This window comes from Pseudomonas sp. HK3, from assembly GCF_052920985.1.
In genome coordinates this window covers 718,910-745,275 of record NZ_JBREXD010000003.1, presented here as the reverse complement: position 1 = coordinate 745,275, position 26,366 = coordinate 718,910, and the positions used below count along the sequence as shown (strand labels likewise).

General features: G+C 40.1%; 18 protein-coding genes and 1 pseudogene. 18 read left to right on the top strand and 1 reads right to left on the bottom strand.

The features are described from left to right. Positions 1-5 precede the first annotated feature (5 nt). Positions 6-998, top strand: a complete 993-nt coding sequence (locus ACU6U9_RS18890; protein WP_446736536.1) for a LacI family DNA-binding transcriptional regulator — start codon at positions 6-8, stop codon at positions 996-998. 13 nt (positions 999-1,011) lie between these two features. Here the strand turns inward: ACU6U9_RS18890 and ACU6U9_RS18885 are convergent. After that, positions 1,012-1,725: pseudogene (locus ACU6U9_RS18885) on the bottom strand (SDR family NAD(P)-dependent oxidoreductase). A gap of 185 nt (positions 1,726-1,910) precedes the next feature. On the opposite strand from ACU6U9_RS18885, the gene edd reads away from it, so the two are divergent. The 17 genes from edd to ACU6U9_RS18800 all read left to right on the top strand — a co-directional run bounded on the left by edd (position 1,911) and on the right by ACU6U9_RS18800 (position 26,297). Then, entirely contained in the window at positions 1,911-3,719 is a 1,809-nt protein-coding gene (gene edd, locus ACU6U9_RS18880; RefSeq protein WP_446736535.1) for a phosphogluconate dehydratase, read from the top strand. Positions 3,720-3,773: 54 nt separating this feature from the next. Then, the gene (locus ACU6U9_RS18875) at positions 3,774-6,296 is read left to right on the top strand and encodes a glycoside hydrolase family 15 protein (protein ID WP_446736534.1); all 2,523 of its coding nucleotides are present in this window, start codon (positions 3,774-3,776) and stop codon (positions 6,294-6,296) included. Continuing rightward, entirely contained in the window at positions 6,271-6,954 is a 684-nt protein-coding gene (locus ACU6U9_RS18870) for a hypothetical protein (protein ID WP_446736533.1), read from the top strand. The genes ACU6U9_RS18875 and ACU6U9_RS18870 overlap by 26 nt, the downstream gene beginning before the upstream one ends. Before the next feature lie 198 nt (positions 6,955-7,152). Beyond that, the gene (locus ACU6U9_RS18865; RefSeq protein ID WP_446736532.1) at positions 7,153-8,748 is read left to right on the top strand and encodes an alpha-amylase family glycosyl hydrolase; all 1,596 of its coding nucleotides are present in this window, start codon (positions 7,153-7,155) and stop codon (positions 8,746-8,748) included. A 7-nt stretch (positions 8,749-8,755) separates the two neighbouring features. Continuing rightward, entirely contained in the window at positions 8,756-9,847 is a 1,092-nt protein-coding gene (locus ACU6U9_RS18860; protein WP_446736531.1) for an ABC transporter ATP-binding protein, read from the top strand. Positions 9,848-9,901: 54 nt separating this feature from the next. Further along, on the top strand, positions 9,902-11,143 hold the full coding sequence (locus ACU6U9_RS18855; RefSeq protein WP_446736530.1) for a sugar ABC transporter substrate-binding protein: 1,242 nt from the start codon (positions 9,902-9,904) through the stop codon (positions 11,141-11,143). A 14-nt stretch (positions 11,144-11,157) separates the two neighbouring features. Next, entirely contained in the window at positions 11,158-13,080 is a 1,923-nt protein-coding gene (locus ACU6U9_RS18850; RefSeq protein ID WP_446736529.1) for a carbohydrate ABC transporter permease, read from the top strand. Positions 13,081-13,092: 12 nt separating this feature from the next. Continuing rightward, on the top strand, positions 13,093-13,977 hold the full coding sequence (locus ACU6U9_RS18845) for a sugar ABC transporter permease (protein ID WP_446736528.1): 885 nt from the start codon (positions 13,093-13,095) through the stop codon (positions 13,975-13,977). Between the two features lie 66 nt (positions 13,978-14,043). Continuing rightward, a complete protein-coding gene (locus ACU6U9_RS18840; RefSeq protein ID WP_446736527.1) occupies positions 14,044-14,856 on the top strand; it encodes a glucodextranase DOMON-like domain-containing protein in 813 nt (270 codons plus the stop codon). Between the two features lie 147 nt (positions 14,857-15,003). Then, positions 15,004-17,055 carry a hypothetical protein gene (locus ACU6U9_RS18835; RefSeq protein WP_446736526.1) on the top strand — a complete coding sequence of 684 codons (2,052 nt, stop codon included), beginning with the start codon at positions 15,004-15,006 and terminating at the stop codon, positions 17,053-17,055. A gap of 111 nt (positions 17,056-17,166) precedes the next feature. Then, the gene (locus ACU6U9_RS18830; protein WP_446736525.1) at positions 17,167-18,276 is read left to right on the top strand and encodes a glucodextranase DOMON-like domain-containing protein; all 1,110 of its coding nucleotides are present in this window, start codon (positions 17,167-17,169) and stop codon (positions 18,274-18,276) included. A gap of 9 nt (positions 18,277-18,285) precedes the next feature. After that, on the top strand, positions 18,286-20,343 hold the full coding sequence (gene malQ / locus ACU6U9_RS18825; protein WP_446736524.1) for a 4-alpha-glucanotransferase: 2,058 nt from the start codon (positions 18,286-18,288) through the stop codon (positions 20,341-20,343). Between the two features lie 71 nt (positions 20,344-20,414). Then, on the top strand, positions 20,415-21,116 hold the full coding sequence (locus tag ACU6U9_RS18820; protein WP_446736523.1) for a phytanoyl-CoA dioxygenase family protein: 702 nt from the start codon (positions 20,415-20,417) through the stop codon (positions 21,114-21,116). After that, positions 21,109-22,434, top strand: a complete 1,326-nt coding sequence (locus ACU6U9_RS18815; protein ID WP_446736522.1) for a class-III pyridoxal-phosphate-dependent aminotransferase — start codon at positions 21,109-21,111, stop codon at positions 22,432-22,434. Before ACU6U9_RS18820 ends, ACU6U9_RS18815 begins: the two co-directional genes overlap by 8 nt. Before the next feature lie 15 nt (positions 22,435-22,449). Next, positions 22,450-24,462, top strand: a complete 2,013-nt coding sequence (locus ACU6U9_RS18810) for an alpha-amylase family glycosyl hydrolase (protein ID WP_446736521.1) — start codon at positions 22,450-22,452, stop codon at positions 24,460-24,462. Positions 24,463-24,493: 31 nt separating this feature from the next. Further along, positions 24,494-25,906 carry an MATE family efflux transporter gene (locus ACU6U9_RS18805; protein WP_446736520.1) on the top strand — a complete coding sequence of 471 codons (1,413 nt, stop codon included), beginning with the start codon at positions 24,494-24,496 and terminating at the stop codon, positions 25,904-25,906. 55 nt (positions 25,907-25,961) lie between these two features. Beyond that, positions 25,962-26,297: a hypothetical protein gene (locus ACU6U9_RS18800; RefSeq protein WP_446736519.1), complete on the top strand. Its 336-nt coding sequence runs from the start codon at positions 25,962-25,964 to the stop codon at positions 26,295-26,297. Positions 26,298-26,366 lie beyond the last annotated feature (69 nt).

The following is a 26,366-nucleotide window of genomic DNA, read 5'->3' as shown; positions in this document are numbered from 1 at the left end:
ATTGTATGGCAACAATGAAGGATATTGCTAGGGTTGCGGGCGTTTCAACGGCGACAGTGTCGCGTGCGTTGATGAATCCTGAAGTCGTCAAAGGGCCGACCCGAACAAAAATACAAGCCGCCATAGACAAACTGGGTTATAGCCCTAATTTTATGGCGCGGCATTTACGAACGCAAAAATCGCAAGCCATTGTGGTGCTTGTGCCCGACATAAGTAACCCTTTTTTTGCAACCGTTATACGGGGTATTGAGCAAGTCGCCCATAGTACTGGCTACAGCGTGCTGTTGGGTGATACTCAAAATGACCTTAAACGTGAAGCCAGTTATGCCAACATGGTGCAAACCAAGCAAGCAGACGGCATGATTTTATTGGGTGACAGAGTGCCCGCTGATATAGACCCTCGTAATGAATTGCGCTCGATTCATTCGCCTCTTGTTATGACGTGTGCTTATACACCGGAAGATTCAATTTATAATGTGTTTATTGATAACACCGCTGCTGCAAATAAAGTGGTGAGTCACTTGCTGTCTAAAGGCCATAAAAAAATTGGCTGTATCGTCGGTTATAAAAATACCATTACACAGCAACGCTACGAAGGGTTTTGTCAGGCTATGAAAGCACATGGTCTTGATGTGAATGCTTCGTGGGTCGTAGAAGGTGAGTTTTCTTCTGAGTCTGGTTTTACAGCGGCCCAAAAAATATTGGAGCAAGATGATCGGCCAACGGCTATTTTTTCGATTAATGATGAAATGGCGATGGGTGCTTTACAGGCGATTAAAGCGCAAGGTTTAAAAGTGCCAGAAGACATTGCACTTGTTGGGTTTGATGATATTCGCTTTTCTGAATACACCGATCCACCATTAACCACTGTTTCGCAAAATGGCATTGATATGGGTTGCCATGCCATGAGAATGCTCATTGAATTAATGAGCGGCAAGCAACCTAGAAAAGTGAAGCAAGAATTGGATTATGAATTGGTAATTCGACAGTCTTGCTAATGGTTAGTTGTGTTTAGAAGTCTTGCTCTAAGGCGTGAATATTCAGTTCATCAATCAGCTGGTAATGCGGCTGATTGATCATCCACATAATAGTTTCACTGATATGCTTGGCATTCAGTGCCCAGTTTATCTCTTTGCTGCCTTCTTCTCCTTGATTAAAGTGGGTATCAATAATCCCTGGGTTTATCTGCATAATTTTAATGCCTCTGTTTTTATATTCACGTAATAAGCTTTGCGTAAATCCTCGCACGCCATATTTACTGGCAACATAGGGAGCCATATTCGCTAATGGTTTTTGGCTGACATCAGAGCCTACGTTAATGATCACACCTTTTTTGTTTTTCACCATGTTAGGCAGCAGTCAATAGCTTAACAATATGGTCGCCGTTACGTTTATTTGGTGAATATTAATCAGCTCCTCAATGCTGTGTTCCAAGAAAGGCTTATAATGACCAATTCCTGCATTGTTGATTAAAATATCAACCGGCCCCAGAGCTTGTTCACTTTGCTTTAAAAACGTTTTAATAGAATCGTGTTCGGATAAATCACAATGAGCAAAAAAACAATTTTGCCCTAAAGCCCTTATTTCAGCCGCGGTGCTGGCCAACTGTGCATCATCTCGGGCTAATATTGCGATATCGCATCCTGCTTTTGCAAGGGTCAATGCACACTGCTTACCTAAGCCACGACTGGCGCCTGTGATGAGGGCTACTTGTCCTTTTAGCATGTGATTTTCTCCTGTTTGTAATACAAGGTTCATTGTTTATATGCTTTGTAATGACAATATAAACTATAAAATGTAATCGTTTGCATTTTTTTTAAAGGAAGCCTAATATTGGGCTAATAAAAATAATATAAAGACGCTTTCTTTCCAAAAAGACCAGAGCAGCGTTCACCGCAGGTAATGAAAATATGAACCACATTGTGTCACAGGTTACTCAGGCGATTATTGAGCGCAGCCAGCAAAGTCGCGCAGATTATCTACTGCAAATTCAAACTATGAAAAACTTTGGCGTGGCGCGTAAATCACTTAGTTGCGGCAATTTAGCCCATGGGTTTGCGGCTAACACACAAGAAGAAAAAAAATCGTTAAGCCAATATGAAAAACCTAATATTGGCATTCTTTCCTCGTATAACGATATGCTTTCAGCGCATCAACCTTATCAAGACTATCCGGCACAAATAAAAGCGGCGGCCATGAAAAAAGGCATCACAGTGCAATTTGCAGGTGGTGTACCGGCTATGTGTGATGGCGTCACGCAGGGCCAACCAGGAATGGAATTAAGTTTGTTTAGTCGCGATAGTATTGCTATGAGCAGTGCCATTGCCTTGTCTCATAATATGTTTGATGCGGTGGTGTGTTTAGGTATTTGCGACAAAATTGTACCGGGCATGTTGATAGGGGCATTGCGCTTTGGGCACTTACCTACGGTATTTATTCCTGCAGGCCCTATGGCGTCGGGTATGAGTAATGGTGAAAAGTCACGGATTCGTAAAGCGTTTCAATTAGGCGAAGTCGATCGCGATGAGCTGTTACGCGCCGAATCAGAATCCTATCATTCTGCAGGTACTTGTACATTTTATGGCACTGCAAATTCAAATCAAATGTTAATGGAAATGATGGGCTTACAGTTACCAAGTTCATCGTTTGTTAACCCTGGTACGCCGTTGCGATCCGCACTAACGGAAGGGGCGACTAATATTTTGTGCGATACATTAAATGGCATTGAGTCTATGGGCATAGGCGAGATGATTAATGAAAAATCAATTGTAAATGCCATGATTGGCTTAATGGCAACTGGCGGTTCTACCAATCACACCATTCACTTAATCGCCATTGCGAGAGCAGCTGGGATTATTATTAACTGGGATGATTTTTCATTGTTGTCCAGTACGATTCCTTTACTGGCTAGGGTGTATCCAAACGGTGACGCAGACGTGAATCACTTTCATGCCGCGGGGGGTATGAATTTAATTATATGGCGTTTATTGAATGATGGTTTATTACATGATGATGTTAATACGATTGTTGGCCCAGGTATGCGTCGCTATTGTAAAGAAGCCTACCTAAATGAAGAGCAGTTAGATTGGCGTGATGGTATTCAGGTAAGTTTAGACAGCAATGTAATTGCCGCACCGGACTGTGTGTTTTCTAAAGAAGGGGGCATTCGTGTCTTAAAAGGTAACTTGGGCAGCAGTGTTATAAAAACATCGGCCGTTGATGTGAGTCGTCAAGTGATCATGGCACCTGCCAAAGTATTTGAAGAGCAATCGCAATTACAAGCAGCATTCGATGCGGGTGAGCTGACGGATAACTTTATAGCGGTGGTGCGTTATCAAGGCCCTAAATCGAACGGCATGCCTGAGTTGCATAAGTTAACGCCGATATTATCGGTGCTGCAAGATAAAGGACTGAGCGTAGCATTGGTTACCGATGGTCGTATGTCAGGTGCATCAGGCAGTGTGCCTGCGGCAATACACTTAACACCAGAAGCGCTAGATGGTGGTTTAATTGCAAAAGTGAAAGACGGCGACATATTGAGTTTAGATTGCCATAAGGGAGAATTAAGTTTGTTGGTTTCAGATGATGAGCTATTACAGCGAAACATAATGCCACCGGATTTATCACCTCATCACGTGGGAATGGGCCGTGAATTGTTCAGCATGATGCGAGAGAAGGTTGGCTCTGCTGAAATAGGTGCGTCTGTTTTTGATTTCTAAATGATAAACTTTTGGTTTTGCTGTTGATTGGTAAATTTAAATAATGGAATAAATATGTCAGAAAATAAAAAAAGCACATTGTCTGCCACGCTGGATGCGTTTTATAGCAATATTTCAGCGACGATATTAGCCAAGCAAGATCCTATTACGGGTTTGTTTCCAGCCAGTACTGCCATTAATGAACACGGCAATTATCAAGATGCGTGGGTGCGAGATAATGTTTACTCGATTCAGGCGGTGTGGGGTTTGGCATTAGCTTACGAAAGCGCTGACATCGACAGTCAGCGTACGTATTTATTAAATCATTCTGTCGTACGACTCATGCGAGGGCTGTTGGTTTCCATGATGCGCCAAGCAGAAAAAGTTGAGACGTTTAAGCATAATCAAGATCCTCTTTTTGCATTACATGCTAAGTACGATACGCCAACAGGCGCCACCGTAGTTGATGATGACAAATGGGGGCATTTACAGTTTGATGCCACCGCTATTTATTTGATTATGTTGGTTCGCATGATCAGCGCAGGCTTGGATATTATTTTGTCAGTGGATGAAGTGAACTTTATTCAAAACCTGATTCATTATATTGGTCCTGCGTATCGTACAGGTGATTATGGTATCTGGGAGCGTGGTAATAAAATCAACAATGGTCGTCGTGAAATCAATGCCAGCTCTGTTGGCATGGTTAAATCGGCACTTGAGCTGCTAAATGGCTTTAATTTGTTTGGCAAAGATGGTGCTGAGCTTGGTGTTGTGCATGTGATTGATGACGAAATTGCCCGCGCCCGTACTACCTTACAAAATTTATTGCCTAGGGAATCTGTCTCTAAAGAAGTAGATGCGGCACTGCTTAGTATTATTGGCTACCCCGCGTTTTCAGTGGAAGAACCAGAAATCGCTGCGCTGACGAATCAAAAGGTATTGGATAAGCTAGCCGGTGAGTACGGGTGTAAGCGCTTTCTGTTAGATGGCCATCAATCTGTACTAGAAGATCACTCTCGCTTTTACTATAAAGATGATGAGCTTAAAAACTTTAAAGACATTGAGTCGGAATGGCCATTATTTTACACATATTTGTATTTGAACAGTTTGTTTAACCAAAACCTTATTTTAGCCGATGAGTACTATAAAAAGTTAGAATCTCTAGCGGTAGAGCAAAACGGCCAAATGCTGTTGCCAGAGCTGTATTATGTGCCACTTGAAAACGTAGAGGCGGAAAAACAAACTCCGCACAGCCAAAAACGCACAGCCAATAACAATTTACCACTTGTCTGGGCGCAATCATTATTTTATTTAGCGCGTTTACTGCATGAAAAATTAATATCACCTGAACAATTAGACCCTCAAAACTTATCAAAACGAACTCGTTCAGTGCAAGCTCGATCGGTTCATGTTTGCTTGATTGCCAGTGATGCCTCGGTGCAAAATATATTAAATAAACAAGGCATCACCAGTAATCTTGAAAGCGAATTAACCGATATAACGCTATGCGCGACTGAGCAGCTCTTAAATGTGTACTCAAGATTAGGCAGTAATAAACGTTTAGGTTTAACAGGTCGCCCAATGCGAGTACTCCGCAGTATGGCAACATCAAGACTGTATGAAATTAATGATCAGAAATATTTATTCTTACCTAATTTCCAATATCAAAAATCTCGGTTTTATATGTCGCTGGATAATAATTTATTCGCACAGCGCATTCTGTCAGAGGCCAATTATTTAAGCCGCCATTGGCAAAGTGAAAAAGACCCTGTAATGACCATGTATGTGGATCAGTCAATGCTTAACGCCAACACTAAAGAAAATGTATTGACGTTGTTTAAAGATTTATCTACATCACAGGGGCATGTTCGGTTAGGTAATCTAGTTGAGTTTTTACCAAAAATAAATACAGAAGTCATAAACGGTTTAGAGTCATTTGATTTGATTCAATATCATCCTGGTTATGACGCTCTTGATAATGGTTTATTAACCTTCAAACATGAAAAAACAGTAAGCATAGATGTAAGTGCGCTCACAATATGGTCACAAGATGTTTCATTAGCACAGATGATGGTGAAATTATCACAAAGTGAAAATTTATATGAACAAGTATTATTGTTGTCATTGCTCGAAAGGCGGTTCACATCGCAACAAGTCATGACGATCAATAATCAAGATGTGTCGTTAAAAGACTTAATAAAAGAAGTGTATGCAAAATCTTGCCAGTTGCGCTTATGGTCATTGGTGCGTCAGTGCGCGGGCTTGCTTGATATTTATCATCAAGAATTAAGCAGTGCGCTCAGTGAAATTCTGGCTCGTCAAAAGCATTTAGTGCTCGGACGTGGTTACAGTGGCTACAAAGTCATTGCCGACTCAATGGAAAGCGATGCGTTGTACCACGAAATTGCAGCATGTTGTGGTCAAGACCCTAAAGAGAAATCGCTTATCCAGGAGATTTTAATCCATCTGGCTACGATTATTAGAAGCGAGCCCTTATTGTTTAAAAATGTTGCTGCGCTTCGTACCACAGATTTACTGTTGATGCTCACCAGTGAGATGAGTGATGAGCAGCATGAAACACAGGACCTTAGCCTTTGATGAATTGAGTGATATGGCACCCAGCGATATCGCTACTAAACTAAAAAACATGCTAAAAAATTATGACCAAAGTGTTCATCATATTGTTGAGGTGGAGAGTATTCATCTCATTGGTGAGGCATCTGAAAAGACGGTTCATTTTATTGACTCGAATTTGCCGCAAGGTTTTAGTAATTGGCAACATTGGCGTAAGCAGTTAGGGACATTAACGCACATGCCTGAGACGTTTTATTTAGATATTTGGATTTTATTACAGCGCAGTAAAGGGGTCGTGATTGGCGATAAATTTGAGCGTCGTAATCGTATTGACTCGCAATGGGTTATGGGGCAAATGACCGCAGGCGAAAAAACCTTTGAATTGTATGTTGATGGCTTAATTAGTGAAATTAAAATACCTGAGTATCGACATTTGTGCATTGAGTCGTTGCTGGCGTTAGCGGCGTACTTCAAACAAAACCCAGAAATAAATGTGGATGATTATTTGGTGGTGGATGTACTGCTTAGCCACTGTGTAAAAGGTCATTGGTTGGTTGAGCATCCTGCTCATGCATCGGTATATCATCGCCATAGTATTGATGCACAAAAAGCGATATTTCAGGCGCCGCCCCATATTGTGGCGCAAAAGGTTGTAGAGGCATTCCTAAGTCTGACGGTATAAAGCAATTAAGGCATAAAGTAGAACTTTTTATGCCTTAATTGATTAAAAAGAGAGACTTAGTACTCGCAATTTTGATTCATAGCACGTAATATTTATTTTATGTAATCGATTGCATTTATTGAGTAAGGTAAACTAGCCATCAAAAGAATGGTGAGTCATCAAGCGTTTTAAAATAAAAATAATAATGGACACAATCATATGTGCAGAAGTAAAGGACACCTTGGCCAGAATTTTAATTTTAAACTGAATTCAATGGTTTGTTCGGTATTAATAACGATAGCGGTTACTGCATTGGTCAGTGGTTGTGTCAATTTTGAGCCAGCTGAAAACGTTAGTTCCCCAATTGTGCTTAAGCCAATGGAAAGTTGGAATGATGCGATTATTTATTTTGTGATGCTAGATCGCTTTGCTGATGGTGATGCAACTAATAATGCAAGGGTAGAGCGTTCAAATCCTGGTGGTTATCATGGCGGTGATTTAAAAGGACTCACCGCACAAATAGATGAGATTGCCAGCTTAGGTGCTAATGTCATTTGGTTAACACCGATTAATAAACAAATTGATTTTGGTTTGTATGCCGCTGACCCAAGTGGTAAGACCAAAGATGGTTTTCAACACTGGGGTTTTCATGGCTATTGGATTGACGACTTCTATCAAATAGAACCGCAATTTGGTACAGAGGCCGATTTAAAAGCACTGGTTAATGCCGCACATCAACGTAATATGAAAGTGCTGTTAGATGTGGTCTATAACCATACTGGTTATTCTGCGCAGCATTTCTATGGCGACAGTGAACGCAAAAAATGGCTCCGCACTCGAAACACGTCATGTGACGTTGATGTCATCACCTGTCAAGTGGGTGGACTGCCTGATCTGAAAACCGAGCTTCCGCCTGTACAAGACTATTTGATTGAACATTCCATCGCGCTGGCGAAACGATCTGGCATAGATGGTTTTCGCCTAGACACGTTCAAACACATAGACCACCTATTTTGGAAAGAACATCGTGCACGTACTCGTAAAGAGTTGGGTGATGATTTTTTCTTGTTGTCTGAAGTTTGGGGTGCAACACACACGCAAATGGATGAATGGTTCAAAGAAGATGAAACGGACTCAGGGTTTGATTTTTCGTTCACAGGTTCATGCCAAGCCTTTGTTAACGGCCGCGGTCGTGCGATTGCATTTTCTAAGTATTTACAGAATCGTCATGACGTTCGTGATGGTTATTTTATGGCTCACTATTTATCGACACATGATGTCAATATGGCTCTGGCAGATCTTGGTAGTGATAAAGATAAATTTAAAATTTGCGTTGCCATGCAAATGAGCAGTTTAGGAATGCCCGTGATTTATTATGGCGAAGAAGTGGGGCGTGAAGGCAAAGCATGGCCTCATAATCGAATGGATATGCCTTGGGGAGAGCACGATGTTAAGCCTGGTTCTGGCATAACCCGTGACGAAGCTCTTAGATCATATTACCAAGCCCTTATAAAATTAAGACGCCAGCACCCTGCGATGCACGAAGGTGCGTATACGCTACTGTACGCCAAAGGTGATCAGATGGCATTCATGCGTAATCATAAAGAAAAAGATGATCACATTATTGTGGTTGTTAATCGAAGCGAAAAAGAGGCCGTATTGTCGCTTGATCTTCCAGATTCTGTGAAAAATAAATCATGGTATAAGTTTAATCTAGACACACTTAACGCAGGTCAAAACGCTGATTTTGAATCTGATCTAAAAATAAAAAATATGTCTGTGCAATTTTATATTGCAAAGCCTAAAAATAGTTGAGAACCCAATGGCCAATATTATTTTTGAAAATATAGCAAAGAAGTATGGCGATACATCGATTATAAAAGAACTAAACTTCGAGATCAAAGCGCATGAGTTAATGGTTCTCGTGGGGCCTTCTGGTTGCGGTAAATCAACAACGCTACGCATGATTGCAGGTCTAGAAGAAATAACCCATGGCGAGCTTCGAATTAAAGATAAGGTGGTTAATAAGGTCGAACCTAAAGATCGTGATGTGGCTATGGTGTTCCAAAGCTATGCGTTATATCCACATATGACCGTACGTGAAAACATTTCATTTGGTTTGAGAATCCGAAAATTAGACGCCGCCAAAATTGATGAATTAGTGAGTGAAGCGGCAGAGGTGCTAGGTTTAACCGATCTCTTAGATCGCAAACCCAAAGCGTTGTCAGGTGGCCAGCGCCAACGAGTGGCATTAGGTCGAGCATTGGTTAGAAAACCATCGGTGTTTTTATTTGATGAACCACTATCAAATTTAGATGCTGAGCTACGTGTGCAAATGAGAGCAGAGATTGCTCATTTACAAAAGCGCTTAAATACCACCGCGGTATACGTTACCCATGACCAAGTAGAAGCAATGACCTTGGGTGATCGAATCGCAGTGATGAATAAAGGTGAAATTATGCAGGTAGGAGCGCCATTAGACCTGTATGAAAAACCAAAAAATGTCTTTGTTGCTGGTTTTTTAGGCACACCGCCTATGAATTTATTAAATGTTAGGGTGGAAGGCAATCAGATTAAAAATGGTGTTTTCTCAATGGATATTCCGGCTGTTTGGCAGGATTCTTTACGAGGTTTTGAAGACAAGAAATTAATACTGGGTATCCGACCTGAGCATATTACGGGTGCAAATCATGGTGATAGTAGTGGTATTTACTGCAAAGGTGTCATAGAAATCGTAGAGACACTGGGTCATGAAGTATTGATTCATGTCTTAATGAATGAGGGGAAAGAAAAACTTGTTGCCAAACTTCCTGCCCATGATATTCCAAAAATGGGCGATAACATTAAATTAGAACTAGATATAAACGCCATTCATCTTTTTGATGCGCAGACTGAAGAGCGCATCATTAACTAACAATACATAATTGGTCATTGACAAAAAATAAAAATAATAGAGGCGATTATTAAAATGAAAAAACAGTTTGGAATTCTCGTAACAGGCTTATTAACGTTGGTTAGCTTATTGCCAATAAACCTTGTGCACGCTCAGTCAGAAATGAAGCGTATGCTGGTATGGCACGCGTATCGTGGTGAAGAAAAAAGTGCGTTTGAAAATGTGGTGAAGCGTTACAATAAAAAAATCGAAGATAAAAAAATATACTTTAAGCCTCTAGCCGTTCCTTATGATGCATATGCAGATAAAATCAGCGCAGCTATTCCTCGTGGGAAAGGGCCGGATGTCTTTATTTTTGCCCAAGATCGTTTAGGGGGATGGATTGAAGCTGGCAATACACTAGAATCGATAGATTTTTATGCGGAAGATGAAGAGCTTGAACGCTTCCCTGATTCATTGATCAGTACCATGACGTATAACGATACGCTTTATGGGTTACCGTTTAATTTTAAAATGCCAGCTATGATCTACAATAAAAAATTAGTTAAGAATGCCCCTAAAACAACAGATGAATTAACGGCGCTTGCGGAAAAAATTACAGATAAAAAAATAGGCCGATTTGGTTTGGCTTATGAGTATTCAAATTTCTTTTTTCATTCGGCCATATTGAATGCATTTGGCGGCAAGGTGTTTCAAGAAGGTGGCCTTGTTTCTACGATGGTTTCCAAAGAAAACATTGCATCGGTTGAGTTTATGCTTAAGTGGTTTGAGCAGCATGAAATCTTACCAGCTGAGCCATCATCGTCTTTAATTACATCGTTGTTTAATGATGGTAAAGCCGCCATCGTATTTTCAGGCCCATGGATGTTGGGTGAGATTTCACCTGATATTGATTATGCCATTGCGCCCATGCCGATCATCAATCAATTGGGCAAAGCCATGGCGCCTTGGATGTCTGTTGAAGGGCTATACATATCTAAAAGCTCAAAAGACAAAGAGCAGTCCTATGATTTTATTAAATATTTAACATCGTATGAAACCGCACTGGTTATGGGCGAGAAAGGTCAGCAGCTACCTTCTAATATTAAGGTGTGGGAACATGAAGTAATGCAACAAAATGCAGTGGCAATGGCCTTTAAAGAACAAATGAAAACAGCTGTGCCTATGCCTAATTATGCTCAAATGACCCTGATGTGGTCACCAGCTACGACGGCAATGAACAAAATAGTTAAAGGTACTGCTTCTCCTAAGGCGGCATTGTTAGAGGCCCAAAATAGTATCAGTAAAGATATTATGGCCTTGTCTAAAAGCCACTAGGGGATGTGATAGATATGAATACTCAAGTGGTTAATAACCGTATTTTTAGTTTTATTGTGATATTCACAATCGCTTACTTTGCTTTCTTGCATGGTTTGAACGACAGCTTCTCTCGTTTATATCATCAAAGTGAAGTGGATAAAGCCGTAATATTATCTGGTTTTACGGCGCATAAAATGGCGGCCAGTGATTCAGCTTCACTGCAAGGTGCCGCATTAGATTTGAAAGCATCAAACGAGCGTATTGCAAATATTAAGGTATTAAAATTACGCGGCGCTAAGGTGATAGCCTCAACGCAAGATGAAGATAAGCACCAGAGTTTTCCGTTTTCATTACCTAAAGATCAAAAGTCATTTTTTGATGAAGCTAAAAAAATAAAATCGGCATATGGAAAAACTAAAGGCGGTCAATTTTTAAATCCACTTGTTAGCTATGAATGGCTTGATACAGCATCAAACAGTATTTTGAGAGTCGTTTATCCATATGTGGTTAATGATCGATTTAAGGGAGTGTTGCAGGTTGATGTTCTGGCAGAATCTGAAGCGATGTCACCTTACTATGTGATTTATTGGTTTATATTGCTGGTTCTCGCATTAGCCTGCTTAGTTTTTTTTAATAAAAAGACATTGAGTAATGTGAATTTTAAATACATATCTGTTAGTAAAAACACACTAAATACGAGTGTTTACCTGTTTCTATTCTTATGTATGGCTGTGCTTTTGTGCGTTAGGTTAGTTCACAATTTTCAAATTGAACAATCTGACGCTATCAATAATATTACCGAATTATTAAAGAGTATTGAGCTGGTATTGGCTAATACGGATATGTTATGGATTAATCGCTACGGTCTTGATATGCAGCGATTAGATGAGGTCTCGCAGCCGTTTTATTTACAATGGATGGCATCGAACACGCAGGCGCTCATGGCTAAGCTCTTTGTTTATATTTTACTTTCTTCATTATTATTAATCTTTTTTGTATCCGGTTCCGCAGCCAAAACCCGTGATGCATTTAGAGAGAGTCGTCAGGCGTATATGTACGTATTGCCAGCCATGTTGGGTATGTTGGTATTGGTGTTTTTTCCGTTTAGCTATGGTTTTATACTGTCTTTTACAGATACCACGATGTTTAACGAAAGCCTTTCGTTCTCTGAGCGCTTTGTGGGTTTTGATAATTATTTGGCTATTTTAGGCGATTTTAATTTATTTAAAGAATTAGATGGTCAAACAATTATTAACTATGAAAACTTTTATTGGACGCTATTCATAACCATTTGTTGGACCGTATCAAACGTGGTGTTTGCAGTGGGTTTGGGCTTGTTATTAGCTCTGGCATTGAATGATTCGCGTATAAAGTTCCGTTGGTTTTTCAGGGTTGCGCTTATTTTACCTTGGGCCATTCCTAATTATATTACCGCGCTTGTCTGGAAGGGCATGTTTCATCAACAATTTGGTGTGATTAATCAGGTAATTCAAATTTTTGGATTTGAACCTATTGATTGGTTTGGCAGTGTTTTTACATCATTTTTAACCGGTTTAACCACCAATGTGTGGTTAGGTTTTCCTTTTATGATGGTGGTTATTTTGGGCGGATTGCAGTCAATCTCTACTGATATGTACGAAGCGGCTAAAATTGATGGCGCTAATCGTTGGCAGCAATTTAAATACATAACCTTGCCGTCGTTAAAGCCGACACTTATTCCAGCCGTCATCCTATCGGTAGTGTGGACATTTAATATGTTTAACGTGATCTATTTGGTTTCAGCAGGTGAGCCTGCCGGTGCAAATGAAATATTGATTACACAGGCTTATAAAATTGGTTTTGAAAAAATGCAATATGCTTACGCAGCGGCTTATTCAGTGGTGATTTTCATGATCTTACTGGTTTACGGTGTGTTTCAAAATAAGGTGAGCAAAGTGACGGATGCGAATTCGTAACGGAGAGTGATTATGAATAAATTATTTGAAACAGAAAACATACTGCTCATCATGAGATACGTGTTTGTTATTAGCATGACTATATTGTCGTTGTATCCTATTTTTTGGGTGCTCTCTTTGGCATTTTCTGGTAGTCAGTCTTTATCTATTACAGAACTGCCGGCTGATCCGAGTAGCTGGGATCGAATTCGCGCTATTATCCCATGGCCTGAAAACTTCTCTATTCAAAATTTTGTAGATGTACTAACCGAACAGCAATTTGGCCGTTGGTTGTTTAATAGTGCGGTTGTCGCGGGAGCAACAACGGTGTTTGGTGTGTTTTTGGCCAGTACATCTGCTTATGCGTTCTCGCGCTTTCGCTTTCCTGGTCGTGGTGTTGGGATGATGACATTTTTAGTGTCACAGATGTTTCCAGGCACACTAATGCTGATTCCATTGTATGTGATTATTGTAGGGTGGTTGAATTTAGAGAACTCTTATATTGGTTTGGTATTGGTTTACTCTGTTACGGCTATTCCTTTTTGTGTTTGGATGCTAAAAGGCTATTTCGATACGATCCCAAAAGAAATTGAAGAGTCCGCTATTATGGATGGTGCATCACAAGCGGTTATCTTTTGGAAGATTATTGTGCCTTTAGCCAAGCCTGCTATTGCAGTAACTGCATTGTTTTCATTTATGGCTGGTTGGAATGAATTTATCTTAGCCTCAATTTTCATGAGTGAAGAGCAACTGTACACTGCGCCAGTAGGGTTGAAATTTTTTGTCGGGGAGCATTCTTCCATGTGGGGTTATTTTGCTGCGGGCTCTGTTATCGTATCGGCCCCCGTTGTTTTTCTATTTTTGTACTTACAAAAATACTTAATATCAGGACTGACTTCAGGAGGTGTAAAAGGGTAAATCTAATTTAACTTATTACACCATTTGAATAACATGTAACTATAAACGCACGATGGGAATTGCAATATGAAAATTAAAATAAAAACAATGCTTAAAGCCTTAACCGCTGTGAGTACGCTTGCTTTAAGTGTAACAGCTGCTGCTGGCTCCATTGAATTTAATGATCCTAAGGGAGATGACATTGGTGCAGGCCATGTGGTATATCCAACGGATGGCATTTATAAACCCGGGTCCTTTGATTTAAAAAAATTGAAAATAAAAAGTGATTCAAAAAAAGCCACATTCACAACTGAATTTAATACCACATTGGAAGATGGATGGGGAATGGGGAGCGGTTTTTCTATCCAGATGATTTTTGTCTATATTGATACGAAAGCAGGCGGACATACCGCAGGTGTGCCCGGCACAAATGTGACATTTGCCCCAGGCCACGAATGGGACAAAGTTGTGATTCTGTCACCACAAAAACAATCACGTGTTATCTCTGAAGCGCAAGTGAAGGCCGCGGATATATTAAACGACATTGTTGTACCTAGCCGTACTAAAGGCAAAGGCAATAAAATTACGGGTAAGGTGAATCTTGTAGACCTAGGTGAAGGGGATCCAGCGAAATGGGGCTATCAAGTGGTTGTTCAATCAAACGAAGGTTTCCCGGCTAAAACTGATTTATTAACTCGTAAGGTTAATGAATACGAAGGTCAGCATCGCTTTGGTGGTCAAGCGGATACAGACTGCGATCCCCATGTTTTAGATGTACTTGCGGGTAGTGGTAAAGGCGATAAGTCTGAAATCGCAGCGCAAATCGAAATGTTGAAATTTGAATGCTCAGAAGATGGTGACGTTGTAAAACTATCTGAATTAAGCATGTTAAGGAATTAATATTAAATTCATAGGGGACAAAAGCTGCCAATGTTGCAGCCTTTTGTTGCTTAAAAATGTAAACGATTGCATTGTGTATTTAATCTAGCTTTAAGCAGAATAATTAGACATAAAAATAAGAAAATTAAATTGCAAAAGGTCTTTATTATGGAATTTAAAAAAAAGGTACTGGCGTCCGCTGTGCTGTTGGGACTTGCTTCCCAAATGGCAGTGGCAGGTGATATACGTTGGTATGGTTCTGTCTATAACAAATTTTTAGATGGTAACCAAAATTCTCAAACTGGTTTATATAATAATTCAGAATTCGGTAGCGGTGACATTGGTCAGGGCACTGAATTCGAATTGATGTTTGAAGCAAAGGTATCTGAAAAAGTGGAGGTTGGTGGGCGCTTAAAATCTCGCTTTGACTCAAATTACTGGTCTAACTTTGGTGGCTTTGGCGGTGATTGCCAAGCACCTGCTGGCGGTGGTCAAGTTACGTGTACTGGTGAAAGTAATCCCAAAGAAGCGCAATACGTGAAACTGCGAGGTATTTATACTCGTATAACCCCTGGGTACGAGTGGATTGATTCTGTCACGATTGGTTCAAATGATTGGGGTGTGTTCGACGCCATGACCATCGGTAAAATGCGTTACATTGACCGCGACAATGGGTCCGGTATTTTAGCGCAAGGTGCATTATTTAATAGTGCGTTGCGCTATGATTTTGCGCGTATTTCTTTGCCTAGTTTGTGGGCAGGCCCTCAATTTAATACTGGCGACTTACAAGCCCAAGATGCAGCTTATGGTTTGCAGTTAAAAAGCCATATATCAGACGACTTAAATGTAACCTTGATTCATGAATATGTTCAAGACCAAGAGCTTGATACCAATGATACAGATGCAACCAATGGTCGAAGATTAGAAACGCGTTTTGCTAATTCAGTGACAGGATTAAAACTGGCTTGGGATGGACTGGATTATCTAAGTACAAACATTGCAGTATACAACTCAACATTTGATATTGATGAAAATGTAACAGAGCCACGTTGGACACCTACACCAAGTAAAAGCGTGAACGATACCGCCTTACTATTAAATGTTGAACTAAGCGACTTTGGTGTTGATGAGTTAGCCATCTCGGCTCAGTACTTTGATATCGGTAAAGACTATTTCTCAATGATGGCATCTCGTCGTGAAGCCGATGTATTGCTGACAGAAGGTTATGACGGTGCATGGGGCTGGTCGAGGCCGAACTATAATAGCAAGGCAGCGGGTACGGCGAATGTTGGTTATGGCGGTTGGCGTGGAACACAACAACAAGTTGTTGCGGTTAATGCGGATAACGAATTCACTGACTTCGATGAATCGCAAGCTTACAGTGTTATCGGTTGGAAAGGTTTAACGGTTATTCCTCGCTATACCATAGCAGATGTGGACTTATCATTAGAGCTAACCTTGCTTGATTATAATGATAATGAACAGGCCTGTGGCGGTGATGTGAAAGCGGATTGTGCAATGCCTGGGCTTGATGGTGTTTCTGGTTGGGGTGTAGGTGGTGATTATCGCTCTGTGTTATCGCCTTACCAAGATAAGTCAACAACGATTGTGGCCTTGCGTGCTGAGCATCAATTGGATGTATTGGGCGGCATAGACCTTTCTGGTTTTGTGAAATTTGTGGGCGATGAAGATAAGCGAGTAAAGTCGAACAGTTCGTTGGCGGATGCTTATAGCAATGCCTCAACCATTATTAGCCACCACAAACATGACGATCGTGAAGCGGATTATACTTCTTTTGGTATGACCATTGGCGCTCAGTTACATCAAGACTTGTACGTGAAAGCCTATTACGATGTTTATCAAGTTGACTTAATGGATGGCACCATCGACAACGTTCCCACTGTGTTTGACGGTTGGGAGCAAGGCGGTGGTTGGGTTGAATACCAAACGGGTCAACACAGTAAAAATATCTTTGGCTTGCAAGCTGACTATATTATCTCCGGTGTAGAAATGGGGGCAAAAGTTGAGTTTATACACGGTACTTTTGATCCTGAGTTTTACCAAGGTAATGCAGACGGTAGTGTAACAGAGGTCACCAATGCAGCCGCAATTGATGCACTGGTTGCAGGCAGTGGTTGGAATGGCAATATCGATAGCCCTAATGAAGACTTTGATTATTCACAATATCGAATGAAAGTATTTGTTAAAACACAATTCTAAATACTGAGCGATTTTGCGAAAAAATTAGAGTGCTCATGGTATGTTGGGCACTCTAATTGATTTAAATGTGAGAAGATAACCGCAGTAACTCTCAATTTATGGCAAATAAATATGTTAAAACCCAAAAAAATAACGCTCATATCCCTTCTTTTTCTGTCTGTAAGTAGTTATGCCGATTTTTCGGTACTTGATGAGTCGAACGATGATAATGGCGCGGGAGATATCTTATACCCTGCCAATAATAGTATTGTTGAGGGCGAATTAGACTTAATAAAATTTGAAGTAAAAAAACAAGCGGATAATCATCAGCTTATATTTGAATTTCGTAAACCTTTATCATCCCCCAAAGATAAATTATCTCGATTTGGTGGTACGGCATTAAATGAAATTGTAAAAAACGATTTTTATACTCTTAATATTGATGTTTACATAGATACAGACCGTAAGCCAAATAGTGGTTTTGTACAAACATTGCCAGGCCGCCAAGCATTGTTAGCAAATGAATTTGCTTGGGAAAAGGCCATTATAGTGACGCCGCGCCCTTATGCTGCGCAATCAATGCACCATGACTATCTTGTTAAAACGAAGATAGAAACATTATCTAATTCCGATCAAACCCTCGATAGTGACGTCAGTGCCAAGATAGAAAAAGATGTGGCAACGTCTATAAAAGAGCATTATTTATTCGCAACAAAGATTAAAATTAAGAAAAATAAGGTCATCGTAACCATTCCAAATGCCTTTATAAGCACACTATCAACAGACTGGGCTTATAGTGTACTCATTAGTGCTGCCGATATTGAAACGCGTTTTCAAATGAATATTGCAGCGCCTAATTTTATTTTATTAACACAACCGGGTAAAAACACAGACAGCCTAGGACTAAAATTGGGTGCAAGAGTTGATGCGTCACCTATTGTTGATGTCTTAGATAGCCATGGTTATCAAAGGAAATGGCTTAATAACTTATTATTAGATAGCGATACTAATCGCTATTTTTCTGTGCTGGGTGCTGTTGTGCCATCAAAAATAAATGAGGTTTACACAGGTGAATTAACCAAACCAAATGTGTTTGATGTGTCAGGTCATGATCAACCTAAAGAAGAAAATAACTTGAGCATAAAAGATCGACTTAAAAGATTACAGGTCTTACGAGAAGAAAATCTAGTGAGTGATGATGAATATAATCAGATTAGAAAAAAAATAATAGAATCATTGTAGTGGTAAGTTATGAATATAGACGAAAAAATAAAAAAAATGGGTCTAGCTAGAAGCTATCTAAATAAGAACGATGAAATAGAAGAGATTCAAATAAACAAGCTACACGCATTGGTTGACTTGCTTGATCCTACGGATAATAACGAGCCACAAACCTTATTTGAAGACTGTTATGTGATAATTGAAGGCGATATATTATTAGTGACGCCGAATATAGAGCATCCGGATTTAAGTCAGGTTGTATTAACGTTAGAAAATGAAAAAAAGATACCATTGACCTTTACTAGCGGCGGCATCCATTTGCCCAGTGAATTGCCATTTGGTTATCATCAAATTAATGTGCAATGGCATAACCAAGCTTACGCTTGTCGAGTTATTTACGCGCCTAAAAAGTGCTACACGCCAGATGATTTTTACACAAATAAAATATGGGGCTTTGCGGTGCAGCTTTATACTGTGCGCTCGGAGTCAAACTGGGGCTTGGGTAATTTAACAGACTTGCAAATGTTTGCCGAGAAAGGCGCAGCGTTAGGTGCGAATGTACTTGGGCTGAACCCGTTACATCTTTTATATAATGATGATGGGCGAATCTGTAGCCCGTACAGCCCAAGTAGCCGCCTTTTATTAGACCCTAAGTACATTGATTGGCAAAAACTGCCTGAAGCCGAAAAGGCTATGACCACGTTTTATGCTGAGAATGAAACGCTCATTCACGAATTACGGGCAGTCGATTTAGTCGATTACCAACAATACAGTCAATTGATTTTCTTGGCCGCTAAAGTCGCCTATAAAGAATTTGTTACGCATGCAGACCAGAAACGAATAGCTCAGTTTAATGCTTATGTTAAAAATAGTAGCGAGTCGCATCATTTAATTTGTTTATTCCAAGCGTTATATCATTATTTTTATCAAAAAAATAATGCCATCAATAGCTGGCAGCAATGGCCAGCTGAATATCAAAATTATCAAAGCCAAGCGGTCCAGAAATTTTTGATTGAGTATCATGAAGAGGTACGCTTTTATCAATTTATGCAATGGGTAGCGGACGAACAATTAGCGGCGACACAAGCGGCGGCCACAGGCGGTGGTATGTCGTTAGGTTTGTATCGTGATTTGGCTGTGGGTGTTGATAATCATGGTGCGGAAACGTGGATGTACGGTGATGTTTACAACTGTGATGTGAGCGTGGGGGCGCCACCGGATGAATTAGCGCTGCATGGTCAGAATTGGCAGTTACCTGTGATGAATCCTCGTGCACTGAAAGCGAGAGGTTATGAGCCATTCACGCAAATGATACGAGCCAATATGGCCCATGCCGGTGCCTTACGTATTGACCATATTATGGGCTTGTTTCGCATTTGGTGTATGCCCGCAGGTCAAGATGCAAGTAATGGTACTTATATTCATTATCCACTTCGAGAATTAATGGGGATACTCGCGCTGGAGAGTCAAAGGCAACAATGCATGGTGATCGGTGAAGATTTGGGCATGGTGCCACAAGAGATATCTAAGGCCATGAACGATGCGGATATTTATTCGTATAAAGTTTTCTTATTTGAGCGTGAAAATAATGAACAAGATTTGAAGTCCCCTCAAAACTATGAAAAGCGAGCATTAGCGACGCTTTCAACTCATGATTTGCCTACAATGGCGGGTTATTGGCAATCCGTTGACTTAGATATTCTTAAGCGTTTAAAGCTGTTCCCAAGTGAATCGGACTATCAACGCTTGAGTAAAAATAGAGCGTCTTTTCAGCAGGCGTTTGTTCGGGCGATCAATAATAAAACGACGCGATTAAATGAAAAAGAAACAAGTATATCTGATTTAAATAGTAAGAGTGTGGTGGCGTTAGCGCATGAATATTTAGCGTCCTCGCAGGCGAATATTACGGTTTTTCAACCGGACGATTTTTTAGCCATATTAAATCCTATTAACTTACCAGGTACGACAGATCAGTACCCAAACTGGCGGCGCAAGCTGAGTCATACAGTTGAAGATTTTTTTGATTGTGATGAGCGTGTATCACAAATGAAACGCATAAATAATAAACGAAAAAACGTAATACGCTAAATCATACGTTCAAGCGTCAAAGAAGAATTAAGGTGTGAATTACTTACGATAAATAAGATAAGGATATCATAATGGACTTTACGGATGATAAGTTGAAATTTCTTCGCAATGAAGGGTATTTAGTGATCCACAATTATAAAAATCAAGCAACGACACTCGCGTTATTTGATGCAATTAAATACGTGGTATTACAAGAGTCACAAGCTTACAACACACCTGAGTTTTATGCGTCTCATGGTGCTGTTAATCATACATTTGATAATCCGCATCTTGTTAACGCTACTTTAGATAAGTTTTCAGTAGACCTTAATTATATTGCTCAGCGTATGATGCCGGACGCGTACTTTCACATGAGTTTAATTCAGCATAATAAATGTGCATTAAGCCATAGTATACCGTGGCATCAAGATATTTCTTATAAAGTGGGGGCGGGTAAATTTTATAATTTTTTATTTTACCCGCAAACCTCGAACGAAGCGATGGGAGGGCTAAGGCTTGTACCTAAAAGCCACTTGTCAGGTAAGTTGGGTTTAGGTGGTAGCCATGATGCACTTAACGGTGAGATTGTACTTTATCCTAAAGCAGGTGATTTAGTTGTAGTTGATGGGTTAACGTTTCACGCCGTGCCAGTTAATCAATCACAGCAAGATCGCTACTCGTATTGCACTCGCTATATTGATAAGAATCTTGTGGGTTCTAAAGCGCTTGATATTGGCCACTATAGAACAGGCAGTTACGACTACGCCAAAAAGGAGTCAATCACTCATGTCTAATCAGCAGCGAACCCTGACAAGTGACGCAGAGCTTAATCTAATGGCAAGTGGTATTACGCCTGGGTATGCCAGTGCGCCTTATCAGTTTAGTTACGGAAATGGGGTGTATTTATATGATAAAAATGACAATGATTATATTGATTTTTGTGCAGGTACCTTTACTAATTCAATTGGTCATGCGCATCCAGTGGCCGTGAAATTCATGCAAGCCCGTTTAGCTGAATTATGGAATGTACATGATTATTCAACACCGCTACGTTTGACACTACTGCGTCAACTTGATGCACTTACGCCGGTGGATATCAATACTTTTCAATTTTACACTGGTGGCAGTGAAACAATCGAGGCGGGATTGCGTGCTTTAAAATCGTTTTTGCCGGAATCAAAAAAAAGCATCGTCTCATTTTCACAAGCTTATCATGGTAAAACATTAGCAGCTCGACAACTATGGCACTGTCAGTTTCCCGGTGAGACGCCTGCGGATATTAAGCAATTACCTTTCCCAGATAAATTTGGGTTGAGTGATGAGCAAAAACCGGCATATGAACAACGGTGTCTTGATGAAATTGAAGTGTGTTTTGCAAATGATTCATCCATTGGTGCGGTCATATTTGAGCCAATATTAGGTGCGGGAGGTAACCTTCAAGGCTCCCAATGGTTTTGGCAGGCATTTAGTGGGCTGTGTGACACATATTCAATTTTAAAATTCATTGATGAAATTTGTGTGGGTTTTGGTCGTACAGGATATGACTTTGCATTTCAACGATATGCAATTGAACCTGATTTGATAGCCTTTGCTAAAGGACTGGGCGGCGGTTTTCCGGCCATGTGCTTAGCGGGAAAAAAAGAAATTATGAATGCAACTCCATTTGGTGAAAGAGGCGGTGCATCAACAACCTTTGGAGGAAACCCATTATCGATTGCGGCAATGCACATCACGATTAAAATTTACAATGATGAAAAACTGGCTGCGAATGCTTTGGGGATGGAGCCGTTATTACGGCAAAAAATATCAGAATTAGCGTCTCGCTTTAATACGATAGCTGATTTTAGAGTGTCTGGTTTAATGGCGACATTGCAACTTAACAAAGGCACACCAGAAGATACGAAAGCATTTTCTATGAAGTTACATCAATGTTGCTTGGCTCAAGGGGTTAAAGTGATGACCTTTGATCATCTCTTTAGAATTGCACCCCCGTTAAATATCACTGCTCATCAGTTAGAGCAAGGTATCGAGCGAATGTCAAAAGCCTTTGACCAAGCAATACATGAATCAGCCACAGAAAATCCCCATCAACTTTCGAGCCTAGATGCTTAATAAAAAGGAGATAAAATGAATACAGCGGATGTGACTCAAGAGCGATTGAGTGTAAAGCCAGATAACCAAGTATTTTCATTTATCGATCGTGCTTTATCAAAGTTAGATGTCGATATTAGTTGTGAAAACATACAGACCACGCAAAGAGATTTAAATAAATTTAAGCAAACAGTAACGGATAATATTGAGCAAATAGCGTTTGATTATCTAGCGCTATACTCAGACCGAGATGAAGCCTTTAATGTATTTTATGAAACCATCATGATGGCATCACAATACTGGTTATCACGGCCTAAAAATTTGATAGAAAGAGACGCAGAAAAACACGCTATTCATGATTTTTACAATAGCCATAAGATGATCGGTGCAAGTTGTTATATCGATCTGTTTGCGGGCAATATTAGTGGGATGATGTCAAAAATTGATTATCTGAGTTCGCTGGGCATTACGTATCTTTATATATTACCGCCCTTTAAAGTACCAATGGGTAATAGTGATGGTGGCTTTGCCATTTCAGATTATAAATCGATTCGTGAAGACTTAGGCACCATGGAGGAAATGGGCTATTTCATTGATGCATGCCACGAGAAAGGAATAAATGTAGTACTTGATTTTGTACTCAATCACACAGCAGATGATCATGACTGGGCAAGAAAGGCTCAACTTGGCATCAAAGAGTTCGAAGACTTTTATTTATTTTTTGATGATGAAAGCGAAGTAAATGACATTATCCAGCATGTCGAAGCGACGTTTCCTGATAAAGGGGAAAACATTATTTACAATTCAAAAGTTAATCGCTGGGTTTGGACGACATTTAACGTTAATCAATGGGATTTAAATTACCATAATCCGAATGTACTTAAAGGTATGTTAGATAACGTGTTGTATTTGGCAAATGTAGGTGTGGATGTTTTACGTTTAGATGCTGTGTCGCTAGTTTGGAAAGAAAAAGGCACCAATTGTAAAAGTTTACCGCAAATACAAACCTTGGTTCGTTTGTTTAAAATTTTAACCAAACTGGTCACATCAGGGCTAGAATTCAAATCAGAAGCCATCGTCAAACCTCAAGAGGTCATTGATTATGTCAGTGTGGATTCAGCAACGTTGTCTTATCGACCGTTATTATCTTCAACGCTGTGGCATGCGTTAGCGTGCGGCAATGTCGACTTATTAGCGACTAGTTTACAGCGCTGGCATGCCTTGCCAGAAGGATGTACTTGGATCAATTATATTCGTAGTCACGATGATATACCTTGGGTTTTTTGTGACTTAGATATTCAATTCACTGGCGCAGATGCGTTGACCACTCGTCGATTTTTAGATCAGTTTTACAGTGGTGAGCACGAAGAAAGCTTTGCAAAAGGTTTACCTTTCATGCGTGATAATGATACTCAGCTTGCTCGTATCTCTGGCACCACTGCATCATTATCCGGTCTTGAGCAAGGTATCAATAACAATAAATCACTCGATATTGATTTGTCGATTCAGCGAATTTTGCTGCTGCACAGTTTGGCTTTGTCAGTAGGGGGTTTACCACTCATTTATCTAGGTGATGAAGTGGGCGCATTAAATGATTATACCTTTATTAATGACATCGCTAAGTGCAAAGACAGCCGTTGGGTAAACCGAACAAAAAAAGATTGGGTAAAAGACGCACATAGTATTAGTCAGCTCGACACGCCAACATCGCGTATTTTTTATGGCCTTAAAGCGATGATCGAAGCGAGAAAAAGCGAAGTGCTTTTTTCTGGATCTCAATTAACCACCATCAATCTCAATGATCGTTCAATATTGGCGTTTCAACGGGGCAGCGGTACAGACACTGTTTTGATACTGGCTAATTTTAGCGCCTATCAAGTACAGATTAATGAGTCTGTTTTGGCACTTAATAATTTGTGTGGTGCTTTTACGCACGTATTGAGTAAGTCCCGTGAACACGCGGTGATTAATTTTAATGATGGTATCGAATTTGCGCCTTATGAATGCTTATGGCTTAAGCCTTTGCATGTTTCAAGCATTAAAAAATAACAATTAGTGTAATCGATTACAGGGAATAACGATGTATCTAAGTCTCCGCCACGCTGTATCAAATACGCCCCGTAGCTTTTACAAAAACCTACTGGCACTCGCGATTCCTATTTCGCTCCAATTAATTTTAGCGTCTTCGTTATCATTAATTGATGTGCTTATGGTGAGCTCATTAGGCAGCGCTGAAGTGGCGGCAGTGGGCTTGGCTAATAAATTATTTTTTGTGGTGATTTTGATGATCTCTGGTCTTGCCACAGGCTCTAGTATTTTAGCGGCGCAATATATTGGAAAAGGAGATATGGAAGGGGTTAAGCGCACGTTGTCACTGGGTTTAGCGTTCTCGCTCGTATTAGTCATTCCTATCTCTATTGGCGCTGTTTTTTTTCCTGACAATATTATGTCGTTATTTAGCAATGACGAAAATGTGATTCGTATCGGCGCTCAATTTTTGAGTATTACCGCGCCGTTTCATTTACTTATGGCGATTGTGTCAATTTTTTCTGCGGTATTGCGAGCAAATAGCCAAACATTATTACCCATGATGGTGGGGTTTGTTGCTGTGATTGTTAACACCTTTATGAACTATGTGCTTATCTTTGGTCATTTTTCAGCCCCTGCACTAGGTGTCGAAGGCGCAGCCTATGCCACATCAATAGCGAAGTGCATTGAATGTGGTTTATTGATTACATGCGTGTATGTAGGGCGTTCGGCTATTCGAATTAATTTCAAAGAATTTATTAATAGCTTTCAAATAGAAGAAATTCAGCGCTTTGTTAAGCAAAGCTTGCCGCTATTGTTAAATGAATTTATCTGGGGATTAGGAGTGTTTTCTTTCACGGTGGTTTACGCATTAATGGGAACAGAAGCATTAGCCGCGATTACATTATTAGGACCAATTGAAGGGATCAGTATTGATATTTTTATCGGCTTTACCAGTGCCGCTTCCATTATTATTTCTGGTCGTCTTGGGGCAAATGAATTTTCCGATGCAAAGCGAGAAGCCTTCATGTTAACAAGCTTAATAACGTTTAGTTGCATTGTTTATGGGTTGGTTTTGTTAAGTTTAAGTGACTTAGTATTTTACATATACAGAGGTGTGGATGGGGATGTGTTGAACATAGCCGTTGATATGTTTTTTGTAATCTCTGTGACCCTTTGGTTGCGCCTATTTAATGTTGTTACGTGTGTGTCTATTTTGCGAAGCGGCGGAGACGTTAAATTTACGTTATATGTGGATATGGTCGTGATTTGGTTAATTGTTTTACCACTAACGGCGATATCAGGATTGATCTATCAAATACCGGTGCAGTGGGTATTTGCTATTGCTCTTGGTGGTGAAGCATTGATTAAAGCGCCTATTTATTCGCTTAGAATTAACACATTGGTGTGGTTGAAAAACCTAGTTGAAAAAAGTACATCACCTAATTTTAAGGAAGCCCAGTAAAGTTAAATTTTTAACATCTCAGTATTAAAATAAAAATAGTAGGGTTATAAATATAATGTCAAAAATAATTAATATTAGCGCGCGAGAAATACTCGACAGTCGAGGAAACCCCACTGTTCAGGCGGATGTGTATTTAACGAGAGGTTTTTTTGGTTCGGCATGTTCGCCTTCTGATGCGTCTACTGGTTCTCGTGAAACATTAGAGCTTAGAGATAACGACATGGATCGTTATTTTGGCAAAGGTGTATTGACGGCAGTTAGTGATTTAGCGGTCGCGACCTGTGAAGATCACATTAAAATGGACTCATTATGCCCATCAGGTCGGGTGTCTAAATACAATCGTTTACTGCGAATAAAGGAGCAGTTAAAACAACGTGGTGAACTTGGCTAATACAGCGTACTAGCGTCATCAATATAAGTTAAGCACCGTTCATATTAGCCCGTGGCTAATTCTTTATCG

Excerpts from the sequence above, each read along its gene's own strand:
- ACU6U9_RS18845 (WP_446736528.1), top strand. The coding sequence starts at position 13,093 with ATGAATAAATTATTTGAAACAGAAAACATACTGCTCATCATGAGATAC.
- ACU6U9_RS18815 (WP_446736522.1), top strand. The coding sequence starts at position 21,109 with ATGTCTAATCAGCAGCGAACCCTGACAAGTGACGCAGAGCTTAATCTA.
- ACU6U9_RS18870 (WP_446736533.1), top strand. The coding sequence starts at position 6,271 with ATGAAACACAGGACCTTAGCCTTTGATGAATTGAGTGATATGGCACCC.
- ACU6U9_RS18850 (WP_446736529.1), top strand. The coding sequence starts at position 11,158 with ATGAATACTCAAGTGGTTAATAACCGTATTTTTAGTTTTATTGTGATA.
- ACU6U9_RS18875 (WP_446736534.1), top strand. The coding sequence starts at position 3,774 with ATGTCAGAAAATAAAAAAAGCACATTGTCTGCCACGCTGGATGCGTTT.
- ACU6U9_RS18820 (WP_446736523.1), top strand. The coding sequence starts at position 20,415 with ATGGACTTTACGGATGATAAGTTGAAATTTCTTCGCAATGAAGGGTAT.
- edd (WP_446736535.1), top strand. The coding sequence starts at position 1,911 with ATGAACCACATTGTGTCACAGGTTACTCAGGCGATTATTGAGCGCAGC.
- ACU6U9_RS18865 (WP_446736532.1), top strand. The coding sequence starts at position 7,153 with ATGTGCAGAAGTAAAGGACACCTTGGCCAGAATTTTAATTTTAAACTG.
- ACU6U9_RS18830 (WP_446736525.1), top strand. The coding sequence starts at position 17,167 with ATGTTAAAACCCAAAAAAATAACGCTCATATCCCTTCTTTTTCTGTCT.
- ACU6U9_RS18860 (WP_446736531.1), top strand. The coding sequence starts at position 8,756 with ATGGCCAATATTATTTTTGAAAATATAGCAAAGAAGTATGGCGATACA.
- ACU6U9_RS18855 (WP_446736530.1), top strand. The coding sequence starts at position 9,902 with ATGAAAAAACAGTTTGGAATTCTCGTAACAGGCTTATTAACGTTGGTT.
- ACU6U9_RS18840 (WP_446736527.1), top strand. The coding sequence starts at position 14,044 with ATGAAAATTAAAATAAAAACAATGCTTAAAGCCTTAACCGCTGTGAGT.
- ACU6U9_RS18835 (WP_446736526.1), top strand. The coding sequence starts at position 15,004 with ATGGAATTTAAAAAAAAGGTACTGGCGTCCGCTGTGCTGTTGGGACTT.
- ACU6U9_RS18800 (WP_446736519.1), top strand. The coding sequence starts at position 25,962 with ATGTCAAAAATAATTAATATTAGCGCGCGAGAAATACTCGACAGTCGA.
- malQ (WP_446736524.1), top strand. The coding sequence starts at position 18,286 with ATGAATATAGACGAAAAAATAAAAAAAATGGGTCTAGCTAGAAGCTAT.
- ACU6U9_RS18890 (WP_446736536.1), top strand. The coding sequence starts at position 6 with ATGGCAACAATGAAGGATATTGCTAGGGTTGCGGGCGTTTCAACGGCG.
- ACU6U9_RS18810 (WP_446736521.1), top strand. The coding sequence starts at position 22,450 with ATGAATACAGCGGATGTGACTCAAGAGCGATTGAGTGTAAAGCCAGAT.
- ACU6U9_RS18805 (WP_446736520.1), top strand. The coding sequence starts at position 24,494 with ATGTATCTAAGTCTCCGCCACGCTGTATCAAATACGCCCCGTAGCTTT.